Here is a 16,638-nt window from a genome sequence, read left to right on the forward strand (position 1 = left end):
GATAAATGGCAATTGTAGGTGCATTTATGGTTCCACATCCGCCGCTTATTGTTCCTGAAGTTGGAAGAGGCGGAGAAGAGCAGATAAAAGAAACAACTATGGCGTATGAAAGGGTGGCTGAGAGGATAGCAGAGCTTGAGCCTGAAACTATCGTTATCACGAGCCCGCATACTGTCATGTATTCTGATTATTTTCATATTTCTCCAGGGAATGCTGCCATGGGCTCTTTTGCCCAGTTTGGTGCAGGGGGCGTAAGATTTCTTGAGGCCTATGACATGGACCTGGTAAAAGAGATCTGCAAACAGGCAGACAAGCAGGGCTTTCCTGCGGGGACTCTTGGAGAGAGGGACAAGGATTTAGACCACGGGTGTATGGTCCCGCTTATGTTTATAAGAAAGAAGTATAAGGGAGGTAAGATCGTCAGGATAGGCTTGTCGTCCCTTCCTCTTACTGACCACTACAAGCTGGGGCAGATGATCCAGAAGGCAGTTGATAAGCTTGGCAGGAAGGTTGTGTTTGTGGCAAGCGGGGACTTGTCACACAAGCTTCAAAGCTACGGGCCTTATGGCTACGCTCCGGAGGGGCCTGTCTATGACCAAAAGATCATGGATGTGTGTTCCAGAGCGGCTTTCAAGGAACTCTTTTACTTCGATGAATCTTTTTGCGAAAAGGCAGCAGAGTGCGGGCATAGGTCTTTTGTCATAATGGCAGGGGCTCTTGATGGCTACAGAGTAAGTGCTGTAAAGCTCTCACACCAGGACGTGACAGGAGTAGGCTACGGAATATGCATGTTTGAGCCTCTTGAGAAGGATAGTAAGAGGTGCATGCTAAAGGCATATTATAAGGACCTTGAAAGGGACATGGAAAGAGAACTTGAGAAGGTTTGCGACAAACCGGATCCATATGTGAAACTGGCCTATCAGAGCGTTGTGAGCTACATTTTAAAGGGCAAAAAACTCGCTCTTCCCGGAAATCTTCCTTCTGAAATGCTTAATATCAGGGCAGGAGCCTTTGTATCTATTCACAAAAACGGAGCCTTGCGGGGATGCATTGGTACTATAGGGCCAACACAAAATAACGTGGCACTTGAGATAATAGAAAACGGTATCAGTGCTTCAACAAGGGATCCAAGGTTTTCGCCTATAAGGCCGGATGAACTCAAAGACCTTGTGATAAACGTGGATGTTCTGGGAAGACCTCAGGATATATCAGGACTTGATGAACTTGATGTAAAGCGTTACGGAGTTATAGTAACTAGCGGACACAAGAGAGGCCTCCTTCTTCCTGATCTTGAGGGAGTTGATACTGTAGAAGAGCAGGTTGCGATAGCTATGCAAAAGGGCGGTATCACAGAGGATGACGAGATCAAATTGCAGCGCTTTGAAGTAATAAGACATACATAAAGTCATATATGCAGGGAGCCGCTTTGTGGTGGCTCTCTGTTTTAATGCCACAATTTCTTTTTCCATTTAAAGTGTAAAACTTGGGCTTTGGGGCTATTTTAAATAAAGAGAATTGATTTATAATATGTTGTAGGTGCCAAAAGTAAATTTTGAAAAAGGCAGGTGAGTTTTTTTCTATGACATATCTGGCAGTTGTGTTAATGGCAGGGGCAGTGTTCACTGCAGTTATACTGTATCTTGCCCTTAACCAGGACGATAGGGAAAAGTGGATAGGTTTTACATTTGCAGTTGCTTCTGCTGGAGGAATCTGCCTTTATGGAACAGCCAATGCCCATGAGACCACAAGTATATTGGCGGCTGTATTTGAAACTGTAGTTGATGTGGGCAGAATGTTTGCCGGAATCAACGATGTAGCTGTCTTTGAGAAACTTGTGGGCATCAATTCAAAGTGGATGATTCTGTTTTGGTTTGTGCACTTTCTTGCCTATTATTCTCTTGCCAGTGCCATTATCATGGCGGTTGCCAAGGGGATGCTTAAGAGGATCAGAACCTGGTTTTTGCGTATTAATGATGTTGAACTTATATACGGTATCACAGATAATTCCCTTACTTTTGGAAGAAATATCGCAGGCAATAAGAGAACTTCCATAGTCTTTGTGGGAACAAGCGCAGGGGGAAGAGAAGCCCAGATAAACCAGATGGGAGGGCTTTTATTTACTGACAGCCAGGCTCTTTCACCAGATAGTGCTTTTTTAAGGAGGCTTGCAGTTAAGAGGGGCAAGGGAAAGTTTAGACTCTGTGCCCTGTCCAAGAATATTGATGAAAATCTTGCCTATGCAGTCAAGATGCTGACTGCTCTAAAGAGCATAGGGGTAAGGCCGGAGCAGACTGAGGTTGTGCTTTTGGGCCATGAAGAGCATAATGGCGAGATGCTGCAGGCAATAGGTGATAGCTATGGATACGGCACAGTCAGGGTCTTTGATAAAGCGGAGCTTTTATCAAGGCTTCTTATGCAGAAGTATCCTATCTGCGACGCTATAACCTTTGATGAAAACGGAAGAGCTACCTGCGATACCAATGTTCTCTTGATTGGATTTGGCAGAAAGGGACAGGAACTTGTTGAAAAGATAATCATAAATGGCCAGTTTGAGGGCAGCAGGTTTGGAATAAAGATCTTTGATCCAAGTGGACGTAGTACTGACGGCTTTTTCAGGACCAGGTTTGCAAGTCTTATTGAGAACTTTGATATCTCTTTTGAAAATCATGACGGAAGAAGCCGGGAGCTGGCTCAGTACTTGGATGAGAACATAGACAAATTAAGATATATAGCTATTGCGGTGGGAGATGACAAGACAGGCCGTGAGATAGCCATGAATATACTGGAGTTTATGAGAGGCAGGGGAATAAAGCTTCCTGTTTATCAGTGCCTTTCTAATTCCGTTGCCAGGTATGAACTTGGCAAGCTGGTGGAGAGCCACAGCCTTGATGATGCAGATATTCTCTACGGCGGAGAAATGGATGACCTTGCTAAGAGGCTTAACCACCACTACATGGGAAACAGGGCTTCTGCCAAGAAAAACTGGGCAGACTGCCACTATTTTGACAGAATGAGTTCAAGAGCTTCTGCGGATTATCTGGCAGCTCTTTTGACAAAGCTTGGGATTGACAAGGGGAGGGAACTTACGGATGAAGCTCTTGAAAACCTGGCCAGGTCTGAGCACCTTAGGTGGTGTGCTTTTTATTACGCATCAGGCTATACCAAAATGAGTCTTGATGATTTTAAGGCAAGAGGTGAGAAGTTATCAGAGGATGGCTCCATCAGAATGGCCAAGGATGCTGATTTAAAGCAACATGCATGCCTTGTTCCATGGGAGGAACTTGATGAGATTTCAAGGATTGAGAGCTTCTATACCGGCAAAGAGGTTGATTATAAGCAAAAGGACAGAGACAATGTCCTTGTGATCAAAAAGCTTTTGGAGGATTGATTTTTCGGCTTAAAAAGTAGGGGGAATAAAGGCTATGGAAAATAAGTCACTTGATAAGTATACTGCAGAGGATATTAACAATTTCCTGAATGAAAATGTAGATGCCATTGTGGTGGTTGATAGAAAGACTGAGAAGTACAGATCTATTACCAGAAAGGGCATTTTTACACAGATTTTGGATGAGGAGGGGGATTATGCAGACCTTATTCAGAAGCTTTGGTTTCACAGAAGTGATTCAACAGAGAAAATCACTGACGATTACAAGGCTTTTATTGATTACTATGGCGAATTTAAGGGCAAGTATAGCCGCAGGATAAAGGTTTTCCCTGAGGGGAAGACTACGCCTAGCGTTGTACAGATGAATGTTTATCCTTTGCCTGAAATTGACAAGTATGTATTTATCATAAATATGCTGGATGACGAGGAATATGTTGATGAATACCTGACTGCTAAAAAGGTCAAGACTATCCAAAATACATATCTCTTTTCCATGTTCGTAAATCTTGTGACCGATACTACCAGCAGCATCAGCGTGACAGAGATTTCTGATGAGCCTGTAAAGACGAGCCTTGACTACTCCAAGTGGAGGCTTATGACTGTAAATATGATCTATCCCGACAGCCAGAAGCAGTTTCTGGAGTTTACTGACCCTGAGAATTTAAAGAATAATCTCTCTCCCGGCAATACTATTTCTTTTGACTGTCTGATGAAAAATCTTGAGGGCGTATTTATCTGGGTTAAGCTCATATTTAGCAGGGCTAAGCCAATGTCAGATAACGATTACAGGTATGTCTTTATGGTTCAGAACATCCACGAGGATGTGATCGAGCGTATGAACACCATCAAGAAGTATGAGAGACTTTCGCACTTGGATCCTTTGACTGGCCTTTTAAACCACGGCGGCATACAGTCAGAAATCCAGAAGGCGATAGATACTTATGACAATGCTAAAGAGTCTGTGGCTCTTATGATGATGGATCTTGATGACTTCAAGAATATCAATGACACCTATGGCCACTCTGTGGGTGATGCTACTTTAAAGAGCATGGCGGAACTTTTGAAGGATTCTGTAGACGATAAAAAGGCCTGTGTCGGGCGTTGGGGCGGTGAGGAGTTTGTCATAATCCTTAAAGGTGCTTCTTCAGATGGTGAATTAAGTCTTGCTGAGCACATCAGAAAGACTGTGGCTGAAAATGTCTTTGGACAGGCGGGACATCTTACCTGCTCAATCGGCGTCAGCAGGTTAAATAGCCAGGATTCTATGGAAGATATTTTTGATCGTATCGACAAGGCTATGTATACTTCCAAGAAGATAGGCAAAAATAAAGTGACTATTCTGTGAGACTCCGTTCCTAGGGATCATTTTGGCTTATAGTACAATTTTCTGATATAATATTATTGGAATACCGTTTTATGGAGGTGCAAGCGTGAAAAAATCAGAGGAAGCCATACAGCTTCTTTGCACACACCGTCGTATACATACTCTATCGATGAAGTCTCAGCCTTGTTGCTGTAGGGCATTTGCCTGGTCATGCCTTCTGGCATATTAGCAACATCTATATATGGATGGTAAAAGAGTGTTCCGTCTGCATCACTTAAAAAGGCATACCCGTTATCGTACAATCTAATGCTGTTAACCTCTTTTGCCATAGCTGAATAATCAATTTCAATTCCCACAACTCCAATAAACTGGCCCTTAAAATATATAGGTGCATCGTATGAGATTACCTTGACATCAAGATTGTCTGTGACATAGGGAGGAAGCCAAATGGACTTTCCTTCAAATTTGGGAACAGTGAACCATACTAGCTTTGAGGTGTCATCAACGTCATAAAGCGTGATATCAGTAACTTCGTGCGGAACAAAGCCCTTGCCGTCAAGATTTGTGTACCAGAAGCCTTTTTCTGTAGATGAGATGGAAGGGTCAATGCGATAGTAATATGTCAGAACACCATTAGTCTTCGGGATGATAAAGTTAAAGTATTCCTGGGCGTTTTTCATGTGCTCTTTTAACTGAGCATCGCTAAGCCCCTGCAAGTCGTCCTCTACAAAAGAAGTGATATGATCTACCGAATATTGAACGCTGTCAAAATAATAGTTAAGGCTATACTGTCCATTTTCGCACAGCATCAAAAGAAGCTGGTCAGACTTGCGGCTTGCAGTCCTTCGTATGAAGACTACGCTGAGTAAGGTGATGACCATGATAACTGTAAATATCATAAAAAGCATTGTAATTGCTAGTTTAGTCTTTAATGATCGCATGCTAATCTCCTCTATATCATTTATATCGGATGAAAACTTGAGATGTTTAATGGAGCGCGGGCGTCTCGTTGCCGAAAATGCCCTAATGATAGAAAAAAGTTGCCTGGAGGCATATAATTGGATGAGGCTAGTTGGAATTCTAGTCCGAAATATGCCCCAAACAAGTTAAAAGAGTCAGGTGGGGCATATATAGAAAAATTTAGTGTGCAGAAAATAAAAAATCGACACAAGCAAACACAGGGGGATCAGGCTATGAGGGGAATCAAGAGTCATAAGTTGCAGTTAAAAGACCGGATTTTGGCAAAGACAGGCGGAGTATGTGCCGCATGTGGGAAACAACTTGAAAGGCAGAAAGTGACTATAGATCATTTTGTTCCAAAGTACCATGGAGGCACAGATGATGAGAGAAATCTTTTGCCATTGTGCAGGAATTGTAACAAGCATAAGGGCTCAAGGCTAGTCAATGCCGAAGAGTACTACCACTATCTGGAAGATAAGTACTGCGCTATGGCTAGCGAATATAAAAAGGAAACAGGAAAGTTGGTTAACAAGTTTTAATGAAAAAGAAGATTTTTTTAACTAAAGTTAGTCGTTTACAAGATAATCGCACAACAAAAGAGATTCTTATCAATATGGTTATTGCTGCGATAAGTCTTTTTATCAATGGATTTGGAGTTTATATGACTATTCAGGCCAATATAGGTGCTGGCCCATGGGATGTCCTTAATCTGGGACTGTCCAAGACATTGGGAATTCTGTATGGTACAGCTTCAGTTGCAGTATCGTACGCAATTCTTGGCATTGACATTGTTCTCAGGGAACCTATCGGAATAGCGATGTTTATTGACGCTTTTGTAGTTGGCAAATCCGTTGACTTTTTTAACAAAATAAACATCATACCTAAGTGCGATTCGCTGGCTGCCGGCATTCCTGTGATGCTTATAGGCCTTGTGATCATGGCGTACACGCAGTTTACCTATATGAGCGCTGCGCTTGGTTGCGGCCCCAGGGATACTCTGCTCGTGGCACTTGCTAAGAGGGCAAAAGAGATACCTATCGGGGTAATAAGTATAGCACTTCTGGGGCTTGCAACCCTTGTAGGCTGGCTTCTTGGCGGGCCTGTAGGAATCGGCACGCTTATATGCGCTTTTGCAACCGGGCCAATCATGCAGTTTGCCTTTACAACAGTGAAGTTTGATGCCACTAGGGTCCATCACCAGCATCTGGCGGAATCTGTCAAAGTGTTTATCGATAAAAAAGCTGCATGACTCCGTCCCCTAGGACCAACAAAGGACCATTTGTATCCCCCTTGAATTTCAAGGGGGTACTTGTTACAATTTAAATGAACGCGTTCATTTAAACTAAAGAGGAGTATTAAATGCCCAAAATCATAGAGAATATCAAGGAACAGATAATAGAAGAGGCCAAGAGGCAGCTTTTTGAAAATGGCTATGCCAAGACAACGATCCGCTCAGTTGCTAAGGCGTGTGGGATAGGAGTGGGGACAATCTACAATTATTTCCCGTCAAAAGAGATGCTGATATCAGCATTTATGTTGGATGACTGGAAAGGCTGCATTGCGCGGATGAAGAAGCTTAAGACTTCCGACAAACTTAAATTTCTGGAAGGAATTCACGACTGCCTCAAGGATTATGCAGACAAGTACAGCTTTCTGTTTAAGGATAAGGATGCTACATCTGCCTATCTGGCGGTTTTTACAGAAAGGCACACGCAGCTGGTCGGGGTACTTGCTGACATAATAATGCCTGTTTGCACAGATGGAAACTATGATGATCCAAGGTTTGTGGCGGAACATATCGCAGAATCAGTACTCTACTGGGTTCTTAAGGGGATTCCCTTCGAGAAGCAGGCAGAAATTTTGAGAATTCTTTTGAATAACATCAAAACTAATTAGGCGCAGATTGGGGCTGCGTCTTTTTGGCTATATATTACATTAGCGGAGGGTATGAAATGAGTAGTTTTGAAAATCTACGAATCGTAGACAACTTTTATCAGACATCGCTGTTTTTTCCGATGCCAACAGTGCTGATAAGCACACTGTGCGAGGATGGCACAACTAACCTTGGACCATATTCCCTGATCCAGCCATACTATGTTGCGGGCAAGGACTATTACGCTATGCTCCTTAATTGCCGCAATTCTTCTAACACAGCCCAGAATATTCTGCGCACGGGCAAGTGTGCCATCAATTTTATCGACGACAATCCCAAAAACTTCCACGAGGCAGTCAAGCTCTCATGGCCTGGTGACAAGCCATCTGAGAAGATGCCAAAGTGCAATTTCAAATTGGAAAAGAGCCTTCTTGAGGAAGAAAATCCTGAAGAAAAGCGCCCTATGGTCATGACTGATGCAATCGAAGTAATAGAGTGCACCTGGATGAGAGATCTGGACGGAGCCACAAACGATGCGCCAGGCCAGCTTGAGGGTTATGAGGGACCGTACCACGACTTCAACGGAATCACCAGCAAATTCGGCGCCCACTTCATCCTTAGGATTGACAAGATCCTCATGAAAAAGAAATACCGTGATGCCATCATAAACGGCGTGACCGCAAGGGATTTCCCGCCTCTTCCTGTTGACTACGGCTACAGAGACTCCAAGAACTTCTGGTTCCATAGGAAAAGACGTATGAGAGCGGAGCTTTTGCAGGTTCGCGAGGCTTCCCTGGCTTCAGTTCGCTATGCAGCAGAAAGAGCAGATGACAAGATCAAGTTCACTGATGATGCTCTGAAATGTCTTCTGGGAGTGCCAAGAGTATTCCTGCCTGCGGCACTTAAAGGGTGCGTTGAATGGGCAAGAGAAAATAATGTTGAGCTTGTCACAGAAGAGCACATGAAGATCATTAACGACAAGCGCGCTCAAGAGAAAAAGAAAAAGTAAAAGAAAAAACAAAAAATAAAAAACACAAAAACAAGAAAAGAAATAACAAGAAAATAGATAACAAGAAAAAAATAACAAGAAAAAAATAACAAGAAAAGAAATAACAAGAAAAAAATAACAAGAAAAAAAACAAGAAAAGAAATAACAAGAAAACAGAGATAGTAATAATAGGAGGCAAAATATGAAGGTTGTACTTGCAGGCGCCTACGGCAATCTAGGCGCAGATATATTTAAAGCTCTTTTAAAAGAAGGGCACGAGGTGGTTGCACTTGACATGATGCAAAGAGACCTTGAGCTTGAGGGCAAATACTCTTTTATCAAGGTGGATGTAACAAAGCCTGAGACACTTAAGGGCACATGCGACGGTGCAGACGTGGTCATAACAACAGTAGGACTTACCAAGGGTTCTGCCACAATTTCCAATTACGACATTGATTATCAGGGAAACCTCAACATACTTGAAGAGGCTAAAAGGGCTGGAGTTAAGCACTTTACCTACATCTCTGTAATACGAGCAGACCAGGCGCCAGAGAATGTGCCAATGGTACATGCTAAATATCTTTTCGAGCAAAAGCTCAAAGAAAGCGGCCTTACCTACGTCATCCACAGACCAACAGGCTATTTCTATGACATTGTAAAGGTATTTAAGCCAATGGTTGAAAAGGGCGCAGTTACCCTTCTTGGCAATACACCGGTTAGCTGTAATGTCATCTCAACCGAGGATTTTGCTGACTTTATCGTAAAAAACATGATGAATGATAATAAAATATACGATATTGGAGGAAAAGAGACTTACACCTACGAAGAAATCGCAGAAATGTGCTTTAAGGCAGCAGGAAAAGAGCCAGTGATAAAGAAGGCTCCTACATGGCTCTTTGACGTTCTTGCATTTGTTAACAAGCTTAAAAAGAATGGAAAAGAAGCCATCATCCGCTTTTCAAAGTTTACCTTATCACAGGATATGGTTGGCTCCACCAAATATGGCGATATGAGCTTTGCAGAATACATAAAAGACAACTTTAATGCCTGATGGAGGAAAAAAGATGTATTGGGATATTTTACTGATAATATGCATAGTTTGCGCAGTTTTATGCGCGGTAGGTTTTTATAAATATGTTTACTTTTTGTCTATTGGCTACGGCTTTGCAATAGCTGGAGGCGGGCTGACAGTCCTTATCATTGCTCTTAAAAATGGATGGGCAGAGGGCGTCACTTTTCTTTTGATCTTGCAAGCTCTTTTGTTTTTGGCCTATGGTGCCAGGCTTTCGGGATTTCTTTTGGTAAGAGAAATTAAGAACGCCGCATATCGTAAGACTTTAAAGGAAGCCACAGGAAACGACAAGAAGATTCCAGTATTTGTCAGCATTTCAATCTGGGTATGTGTAGCAATCCTTTATACAGCCCAGGTAAGCCCTATGCTCTTTAGATATGCAAACGGTTCCAAGGATATTGTGCTTCCTATTATCGGAATCATAATTTCTGCTTGCGGCCTCTGCCTTGAGTCACTTGCTGACAAGCAAAAGTCAGAGCAAAAGAAAATTGATCCAAATATGGTAGCGACAAAAGGACTCTACAAAATGGTAAGATGCCCGAATTATCTTGGGGAGATTATTTTCTGGACAGGAGTTTTTGTATCTGGAATCACAACATACACAGGAATTGGACAGTGGCTTATGGCTGTAATTGCCTACATCTGCATCATCTACATCATGTTTAACGGAGCCCAGCGTCTTGAAAAGCGCCAGATGGCCCGCTATGGAAATGACAAGGCCTATAACGCCTACGCTGATAAAACACCAATAATAATTCCATTTTTGCCAATTTATCACTTGAATAAAAAATAATCGATTGTGAATCATGGGGGTTACGTATGAAAAATTTTTCGATTCCAATGGGAATTATAGATTTTATTCCGGTTATATTTTTTACCATTGCAGCCATAATCCTGCAGAGAGAGCTTTATAACAAAATGAGCAAAGGAGCCTTTGCACTTTTTGCCGTTGGCACCATCGATATCATCTGCGCAGGCATTGCCAAGGCGCTTTACAAGCTTCTTTATGCTGCGGGCATCTGTGACTTTAAGGTTTTAAGCGATATCTTTTTTCCTGTCCAGTCTATTGGCTTTCTCCTGGCAGGAATCGGGATATTGGCAATGCTCATACACAGACAGGGCAAAAACGCTGCCCTCTGTGTGGTTCCACCAGTCTTTACCGGAACTGCCATCTTTGTAAGCTGCATGTGCATTGGACTTGCCATGATTTACATAGCGCTCTGCATTATTTCAGTGAAGCTTAAAAGGCCACTTCTCATAATTGTGTTTGTCTTATCCTTTCTATGCTCACTGACTATGGGATATCTCTCATCAAAAGACTTTGCGCAAAGCTACATGAACTGGCTTGCACAGGTGATCAACATCGCCGGGCAGGGACTATTTTTCTATGGCGTAATAGCCATGCATAAGGCAGGCCTTGCAGACCTGGTCCTTGGAAAGTAGTGAGGACGGAAATGGTATGTATACTGTATAATGATAATGACAAATAATTTTTGATTGTGGAGGGGCTATGCCAAAAAGTAGTAATCAGAAATTTAAGTTTACATACCTTATGAAGATCATGCTGGAGAAAACTGACGATGAGCACGCACTTACTCTTTCCCAGATCATAGCAGAACTTGAAAAATATAGTGTGACTGCAGAGAGAAAGAGCATCTACAGTGACTTCCACGAAATGACTGACAGGTTTGGAATAGAAGTCATTAAAGAGCAGATTGGAAGAGAAACATATTATCATGTGGGAGCAAGAGAATTTGAACTTGCAGAAGTCAAACTCCTTATCGATGCTATCCAGTGCGCCAAATTCATAACTGAGCGAAAGTCCCGCGAACTTATAAAGAAGGTAAAGGGCTTTGTTAGCGAACATCAGGCAAGCCAGCTCCAGAGACAGGTCTTTGTCAACGGTAGAATAAAAACCATGAATGAGAGCATATACTATAGCGTTGACGAAATCTACAATGCCATAGAGCACAACAAAAAGATCAGATTCAAGTACTTTTCATGGCAACCCGATAAATCACAGTATATCCTGAACAATGGAAACTTCTTCACAGTTAGCCCCTGGGCCCTGACCTGGTGCGATGAGTATTATTACATGGTTGCCTTTGACGACTATAGCAGGCAATGCAAACACTATCGCGTAGACAAGATGCTAAAACCACAAGTAATTGATGAAATGCGCGAGGGTGCTGAACAGTTCAGAAACCTGGACATGGCAGCATATTCCAAAGCCACTTTTGGTATGTACGGTGGAGAAAAGAAAAGAGTCAAAATCCACCTGCATAATAAGATGGCAGGAGTTTTCATCGACAGATTTGGCAAAGACATAACCCTAAGGCCTATAGATGAAAAGCACTGCGAGCTTAACGTAGAGGTCTTTATCAGCCCACAATTTTACGGATGGATCTTCGGCCTTGGCAAGGATGTAAAAATAGTGGGCCCAGACGAGGTCGTTACTCAAATGAAGGAACACCTCCGCACCCTCACGGAAATCATGGAGTGATGGCTGGAAATTGAAGATGCATGCGAAAAGTAAAAGATCATTAGTGAGAACAAGCATAATTATAATATTTATAGCAATCTTCCTGCTTGGCATATATTATTTCATCGGAAGACCCATGATTGCTTTTGTGGGAGATGTGGATGCCTTCAGGGCTTACGTTGAAGAAAAGGGAATTCTTGCCTATCTGGTGTTTGGAATATTCGTATTCTTCCAGACACTCTCAAATTGCATTCCCGGCCTTCCATTTTATCTGACAGCCGGATTTATATTGGGAGGCGTTAAAGGAGCTATCTTGTGCGATTTTTTTGCCACTCTTGGCAACACAGTAGCTTTCCTAATTGGGAAAAAATTTGGTAGAAGTTTTCTTCTTTATCTTTTCCCGGAGGACAAGCTCACTCGAGTTGAGGAGCTTATCTTTAACAAAAATCCGAAATTGGTGCATATCATGTTCATGCTCCTGCCACTTCCCAAGGATACTTACGCTTGGCTTGGCTTTTACTCAGGGGAAAATGTGATCATGTGGCTCTTAATAACCTTCGTTGCAAGATTTCCTCACATTTTCCTATACACATTCAGTGCAGAAAAGATGATAGATAATCAGTATGGCTTTTTTATCCTGGGATCAGTGATAGCTGTTCTAGTTTATTTGGTTGTGGTTGTTTACTTGAAAAAGAATAAAGAGCAAAGTAAGAAAAACAAATAAAGGCGGGAAGACGAGGTTTAAGAGGCACCATTGGTGCCTTGGCTTCTCTTCAGGTACATCCTACCGGCGCAGATAGCTGCGGCAATTGAGAAGATATAAAAGGCGGCCAGGATTCCAATGGCCATTCTCATTCCCAGGTGTTCTGCATTGAAGCCGGTGAGGGCTGTGAAAACAACACCGCCGATGCCAGTTGCAGTGGTGATCATGCCGGTTGAAAAGGCGGTGTTTTTTCCGGCGAAAGGAATCATCATATTGAGAACGCATGGATAGATGGCGCCGCTGGCAAAGCCAAGAGGGATGCAGAGCGCAAATACCACGAGGCTGTTATCCACAAGAGCTACAAGGACGGTGAGAAGTGGAATTGCCACAAGGGCAGTAAGCAGGATGGCTCTGGCTCTTTTAGCAAAATAGCCCACGAATACTCTCGAAGGGATCATCATCGCCCAGAATACTGAGAGGGCGTAGCGGCCGAGGCCGGAGTCCAAAACGTCCGCGAACAGAGTTTCTACAAAGTACGCGAAGCCGTTTTCAAATCCAACATAGATGCACATGATAACGCAAAGAAGCAGGATTCCCATAAGGAAGAATTCTGTTTCTTTTTTTGTGGACCCATCCGCTGAAGCTCCCCTGGCAGCAGCTTCTCTTTTCCCTTCTCCTGATGCCATGATCCCGGCAAAAGAAATGAGGCTTCCCACTGCGAGAATGGCAAAAAGAACTTTCCAGGTAAGCCCATGTCCAAGGTAATATTCCACAACAAGCGGAGCCACCAAAGCTCCCAGGGCATACATGGAGGTCATGAATCCGATTTTTTTGCTACCGCTGATGGGATAGGAGTCTGCAAGAGCAGCGATAGATATGAACTGAAGTGCACTGGTGGTTAGGCCAAGAAAGAACACACCTACAACAAATGCACTTTGTAGACCAATTATCTGGATTCCTGCGGCGGCCACAAACTGGATCACCAGCAGGAGCTTTATACATTTTGTTTTGACGTTGGCATCTGCCCATGCGCCAAGAATCAGAGGTGCAAGCATGGTGGCAAAGAGCTCAGTTGCAGCAAAGAGGCCTTTGGAGGTCTCGGAAAGATCGTAGTTTTGCCCGATGCTTCGAAGACTGGCCTGATAGCCGCCTGCTTCAAAGCCGTTAATGAATATGATCAAAAAAAGCACAAGCCATAAATAGTCGAACTTTTCAGATTTATCATTACTGTTCATAGAAACCTCCTGGCAGATATGCTTTTTTAAGTATCTTCTACTGCTGAACGCGGTCGAGAACCTTGGAGTACATATTTTCATCTGTGGCTTCTTTGTCAGATCTGAGCATTGCTGAAATGCTGACTTTCAGCGTCATCTTGTTGCCATCGAGCTCTCTGATAGATTCAATTGCTTCTTTTAACTGACTGCACAATTCATCAACTTCAGACTGCTTGTCAGTATATAAAAGCAGCGCAAATTCTGACTGTATCATTCTTGCTACAGCGCATTTGTCCTTTGTGACATTCAGTATTTCCTGCCCCATTCGATGTAAGAGCTTTTTGATAAAGTCTTCTCCATAGTCAGCAGCAACTCTGGCATGCTTTGTGTCTCTAAGTATAATAAGCGCAAAATCACGCCCCAGATTATGGTAGTTCTGGGAATAATCTATAAGGGCATCAAGGAAACCTTTTTTATTCATACAACCGGTAATGGTGTCAGTTCTATTAACGTTATAAAGTTTGTCTATTCTGGCCATCTCCTCATCAACATCAAAGAAATAGCCCATCAGGCCGGTAATCTCGTTGCCGTCATATATAGGAGTCTTGAAACACATGATGTTATGGACAACGCCTTTTACGATGCAGTATCCCGGAACGCCTGAAATCACGGCACCATTTGTAAGAACGTCAATTTCGTCGTCTCTGTACATTTTGCCGTCGGTATGCCAGCCCATGTCCTCATCATCTTTACCGAGGATATCGTCGATGGTAAAGCCGTAGAAGTCAAGGAACGCTTTGCTTGCGCCCAAAAACCTTCTGTTTTTATCCTTCCAAAAGAATTTAAGATGAGAGGCAGTTACAGTGTTTTCCCACATTTTTGCATACATTTGTGAGTCATCTGACTTAAGCCCGTAGTCTTCGCGGTTATATAATTCCTGGATTTTGTTAAGGATTGAGTGGGTATCGTCAGGAGTTGGCTTTGTACACATGAGGAATTCTTTTCCCTCTGTTCCTGGAATAAGCATGAGCGATAGGCCTTTCCACTCATAATTACCGTCGCTTTGTTTGATCCTGAACATATTCTCGACATAGCCTTTGAAACTATTTTCTATGCGGCTGTTAAGTGTAGACCAGTCGCAGAAAACATCAAACTTCTTGGCGTCAGCCAGCGCAATATATTCCTCTTTGAACTTTTGGGTATAGGTATTAAGATCCTTGCCATCGCTGGAGCTGCCCTTCATATAACGGAATTTTCCAACCAGTGGAATAATTGTGTTATTAGATGGATTGATCTGAGCCACAGTGTCAAACATGTGATTTATTTCTTTTAACCTGAAGTCAAGGCTGTTTCTCTTTTCAATATTTGCATCAGAAGATATATTGCGAATGGAGCTCATAAGGATATGGCTTCCGGCGTTTTCTGCAATCTCTTTTCCCTTGAGGCACAGAATGTTTCCATCAACAGTAAAGTAGAAGGTTTCAAGGTTCTTACTCTGCTCAACAGTATCAGCGAATTTTCTGAGCTGAGAATTTATGGGAGAGTTGGAATGGAATACTTTCTGATCGATATCTTCCTGGTCGTAGGATCTGCCAAAAGCCTGTATTTTGTAGATGTCATTCATGAAAAGAGTTCTGAGAACTCCGTTGTTATCTTCCAAAATGGCCAAAGGTTCATCAGTATGCCTTGCAGAGAAGCTGGCCACATCGTAGAAATGGCGCCACTGCCTCTTTTCAATCTCAATTTTGCTCTCTTTGATATGGTCAAAAAAGTCATTTATGGGCATTGGTTTGCCGTAGTAATAGCCCTGAAGTCGGCCACAGCCGATGTTTTTGAGAAACTCCACCTGTTCCTGGTTTTCCACGCCTTCTGCCAGCGTCATGATATCAATTTCTTTTGCCATGATGACTGTGGAAGTTATTATGGCCTTGGATTTGTCGTCAAAGGAGCGAAGAAAAGACATATCGAGCTTAAGGGTGTCGAAATGATAGTCCTTAAGGACGGTAAGAGAAGAATAGCCGCTACCAAAGTCGTCCATCCACACCTCATAGCCGGTGCTCCTGAAGCGCTCTATCATGCCGGACATCAGCTCGGCGTCAGATACGATCATGCTCTCGGTTATCTCAACATGAATGTAGTCCCTTGGAATATCGTACTCGTCCACGGCATCTTCCAAAACCTTGAGCATGTCAGTGGCTTCAAGGTCAAGGCGCGAAAAGTTGATGGACACAGGAACTGCGTCGAGTCCATTATGAATACGCTCTGAAATGTCGGAGCAGACTTTTTTAACAATCCAGCAGTCAAGCTTGTGGATTTGCCTGCTCTCTTCGAGAGCGCCTATGAATTTATCAGGTGAAAGAAATCCCATTTCAGGGTCGATCCATCTTGCCAGAGATTCAGCGCCGCAAAGCTGCCCTGTGAGCGCGCGAACAACAGGCTGGTAATATACTTTAACCCAGCCATTTTCCAATGCTTTCTCGATATTGGCAACCACGTATTTCGCGATTTCTTTGCGTTCCTGACTATTGTCTGAGGCAAGTGGCATGAACGTAATCTCCGTGAAAATTTATTGCTATATTGAGCATAACATATATTGCGTACCAATAGTTAATAATATTGATAAAATGATTATAAACA

The 16,638-nt window shown here is 42.9% G+C and carries 15 protein-coding genes; 12 read left to right on the forward strand and 3 right to left on the reverse strand.

The features are described 5' to 3' along the window. Nucleotides 1-5: 5 nt before the first annotated feature. The 3 genes from amrA to BLO53_RS05070 all read left to right on the forward strand — a co-directional run bounded on the left by amrA (nucleotide 6) and on the right by BLO53_RS05070 (nucleotide 4,730). Nucleotides 6-1,403 (forward strand): AmmeMemoRadiSam system protein A, encoded by a 1,398-nt coding sequence (amrA, locus tag BLO53_RS05060; protein ID WP_092059403.1) that lies wholly within the window; start codon nucleotides 6-8, stop codon nucleotides 1,401-1,403. A gap of 176 nt (nucleotides 1,404-1,579) precedes the next feature. Continuing rightward, entirely contained in the window at nucleotides 1,580-3,388 is a 1,809-nt protein-coding gene (locus BLO53_RS05065; RefSeq protein ID WP_092059404.1) for a hypothetical protein, read from the forward strand. A gap of 34 nt (nucleotides 3,389-3,422) precedes the next feature. Then, nucleotides 3,423-4,730 carry a GGDEF domain-containing protein gene (locus BLO53_RS05070; RefSeq protein WP_092059405.1) on the forward strand — a complete coding sequence of 436 codons (1,308 nt, stop codon included), beginning with the start codon at nucleotides 3,423-3,425 and terminating at the stop codon, nucleotides 4,728-4,730. 53 nt (nucleotides 4,731-4,783) lie between these two features. On the opposite strand, the gene BLO53_RS05075 is transcribed toward BLO53_RS05070, so the two are convergent. After that, nucleotides 4,784-5,650 (reverse strand): PDC sensor domain-containing protein, encoded by an 867-nt coding sequence (locus BLO53_RS05075; protein WP_242875306.1) that lies wholly within the window; start codon nucleotides 5,648-5,650, stop codon nucleotides 4,784-4,786. A gap of 252 nt (nucleotides 5,651-5,902) precedes the next feature. On the opposite strand from BLO53_RS05075, the gene BLO53_RS05080 reads away from it, so the two are divergent. The 9 genes from BLO53_RS05080 (at nucleotide 5,903) to BLO53_RS05120 (ending at nucleotide 12,808) form a co-directional block, all read left to right on the forward strand. Continuing rightward, nucleotides 5,903-6,208: an HNH endonuclease gene (locus BLO53_RS05080; RefSeq protein WP_143003208.1), complete on the forward strand. Its 306-nt coding sequence runs from the start codon at nucleotides 5,903-5,905 to the stop codon at nucleotides 6,206-6,208. Between the two features lie 74 nt (nucleotides 6,209-6,282). Continuing rightward, nucleotides 6,283-6,918 (forward strand): YczE/YyaS/YitT family protein, encoded by a 636-nt coding sequence (locus BLO53_RS05085; RefSeq protein WP_092059407.1) that lies wholly within the window; start codon nucleotides 6,283-6,285, stop codon nucleotides 6,916-6,918. Nucleotides 6,919-7,028: 110 nt separating this feature from the next. After that, nucleotides 7,029-7,565: a TetR/AcrR family transcriptional regulator gene (locus BLO53_RS05090; RefSeq protein ID WP_092059408.1), complete on the forward strand. Its 537-nt coding sequence runs from the start codon at nucleotides 7,029-7,031 to the stop codon at nucleotides 7,563-7,565. Between the two features lie 56 nt (nucleotides 7,566-7,621). Further along, the gene (locus BLO53_RS05095; RefSeq protein ID WP_092059409.1) at nucleotides 7,622-8,551 is read left to right on the forward strand and encodes a hypothetical protein; all 930 of its coding nucleotides are present in this window, start codon (nucleotides 7,622-7,624) and stop codon (nucleotides 8,549-8,551) included. Nucleotides 8,552-8,732: 181 nt separating this feature from the next. Further along, nucleotides 8,733-9,581: an SDR family oxidoreductase gene (locus BLO53_RS05100; RefSeq protein WP_092059410.1), complete on the forward strand. Its 849-nt coding sequence runs from the start codon at nucleotides 8,733-8,735 to the stop codon at nucleotides 9,579-9,581. A 13-nt stretch (nucleotides 9,582-9,594) separates the two neighbouring features. Beyond that, nucleotides 9,595-10,395: a DUF1295 domain-containing protein gene (locus BLO53_RS05105; RefSeq protein ID WP_092059411.1), complete on the forward strand. Its 801-nt coding sequence runs from the start codon at nucleotides 9,595-9,597 to the stop codon at nucleotides 10,393-10,395. 26 nt (nucleotides 10,396-10,421) lie between these two features. After that, nucleotides 10,422-11,045 carry a hypothetical protein gene (locus tag BLO53_RS05110; RefSeq protein ID WP_092059412.1) on the forward strand — a complete coding sequence of 208 codons (624 nt, stop codon included), beginning with the start codon at nucleotides 10,422-10,424 and terminating at the stop codon, nucleotides 11,043-11,045. A gap of 67 nt (nucleotides 11,046-11,112) precedes the next feature. Further along, nucleotides 11,113-12,105: a helix-turn-helix transcriptional regulator gene (locus BLO53_RS05115; protein ID WP_092059413.1), complete on the forward strand. Its 993-nt coding sequence runs from the start codon at nucleotides 11,113-11,115 to the stop codon at nucleotides 12,103-12,105. A 115-nt stretch (nucleotides 12,106-12,220) separates the two neighbouring features. Further along, nucleotides 12,221-12,808 carry a TVP38/TMEM64 family protein gene (locus BLO53_RS05120; RefSeq protein ID WP_143003209.1) on the forward strand — a complete coding sequence of 196 codons (588 nt, stop codon included), beginning with the start codon at nucleotides 12,221-12,223 and terminating at the stop codon, nucleotides 12,806-12,808. A 17-nt stretch (nucleotides 12,809-12,825) separates the two neighbouring features. Here BLO53_RS05120 and BLO53_RS05125 read toward each other — a convergent pair whose 3' ends face one another. After that, nucleotides 12,826-14,022 carry an MFS transporter gene (locus BLO53_RS05125; protein ID WP_176757168.1) on the reverse strand — a complete coding sequence of 399 codons (1,197 nt, stop codon included), beginning with the start codon at nucleotides 14,020-14,022 and terminating at the stop codon, nucleotides 12,826-12,828. A gap of 37 nt (nucleotides 14,023-14,059) precedes the next feature. Beyond that, nucleotides 14,060-16,546, reverse strand: coding sequence for an EAL domain-containing protein (locus BLO53_RS05130; RefSeq protein WP_092059416.1), 2,487 nt, complete (start codon nucleotides 16,544-16,546; stop codon nucleotides 14,060-14,062). Nucleotides 16,547-16,638: the final 92 nt, after the last annotated feature.

The organism is Butyrivibrio sp. INlla14 (assembly GCF_900102515.1).
Taxonomy (GTDB): Bacteria; Bacillota; Clostridia; order Lachnospirales; family Lachnospiraceae; genus Butyrivibrio.

Excerpts from the sequence above, each read along its gene's own strand:
- amrA (WP_092059403.1), top strand. The coding sequence starts at position 6 with ATGGCAATTGTAGGTGCATTTATGGTTCCACATCCGCCGCTTATTGTT.
- BLO53_RS05065 (WP_092059404.1), top strand. The coding sequence starts at position 1,580 with ATGACATATCTGGCAGTTGTGTTAATGGCAGGGGCAGTGTTCACTGCA.
- BLO53_RS05070 (WP_092059405.1), top strand. The coding sequence starts at position 3,423 with ATGGAAAATAAGTCACTTGATAAGTATACTGCAGAGGATATTAACAAT.
- BLO53_RS05075 (WP_242875306.1), bottom strand. The coding sequence starts at position 5,650 with ATGCGATCATTAAAGACTAAACTAGCAATTACAATGCTTTTTATGATA.
- BLO53_RS05080 (WP_143003208.1), top strand. The coding sequence starts at position 5,903 with ATGAGGGGAATCAAGAGTCATAAGTTGCAGTTAAAAGACCGGATTTTG.
- BLO53_RS05085 (WP_092059407.1), top strand. The coding sequence starts at position 6,283 with ATGGTTATTGCTGCGATAAGTCTTTTTATCAATGGATTTGGAGTTTAT.
- BLO53_RS05090 (WP_092059408.1), top strand. The coding sequence starts at position 7,029 with ATGCCCAAAATCATAGAGAATATCAAGGAACAGATAATAGAAGAGGCC.
- BLO53_RS05095 (WP_092059409.1), top strand. The coding sequence starts at position 7,622 with ATGAGTAGTTTTGAAAATCTACGAATCGTAGACAACTTTTATCAGACA.
- BLO53_RS05100 (WP_092059410.1), top strand. The coding sequence starts at position 8,733 with ATGAAGGTTGTACTTGCAGGCGCCTACGGCAATCTAGGCGCAGATATA.
- BLO53_RS05105 (WP_092059411.1), top strand. The coding sequence starts at position 9,595 with ATGTATTGGGATATTTTACTGATAATATGCATAGTTTGCGCAGTTTTA.
- BLO53_RS05110 (WP_092059412.1), top strand. The coding sequence starts at position 10,422 with ATGAAAAATTTTTCGATTCCAATGGGAATTATAGATTTTATTCCGGTT.
- BLO53_RS05115 (WP_092059413.1), top strand. The coding sequence starts at position 11,113 with ATGCCAAAAAGTAGTAATCAGAAATTTAAGTTTACATACCTTATGAAG.
- BLO53_RS05120 (WP_143003209.1), top strand. The coding sequence starts at position 12,221 with ATGATTGCTTTTGTGGGAGATGTGGATGCCTTCAGGGCTTACGTTGAA.
- BLO53_RS05125 (WP_176757168.1), bottom strand. The coding sequence starts at position 14,022 with ATGAACAGTAATGATAAATCTGAAAAGTTCGACTATTTATGGCTTGTG.
- BLO53_RS05130 (WP_092059416.1), bottom strand. The coding sequence starts at position 16,546 with ATGCCACTTGCCTCAGACAATAGTCAGGAACGCAAAGAAATCGCGAAA.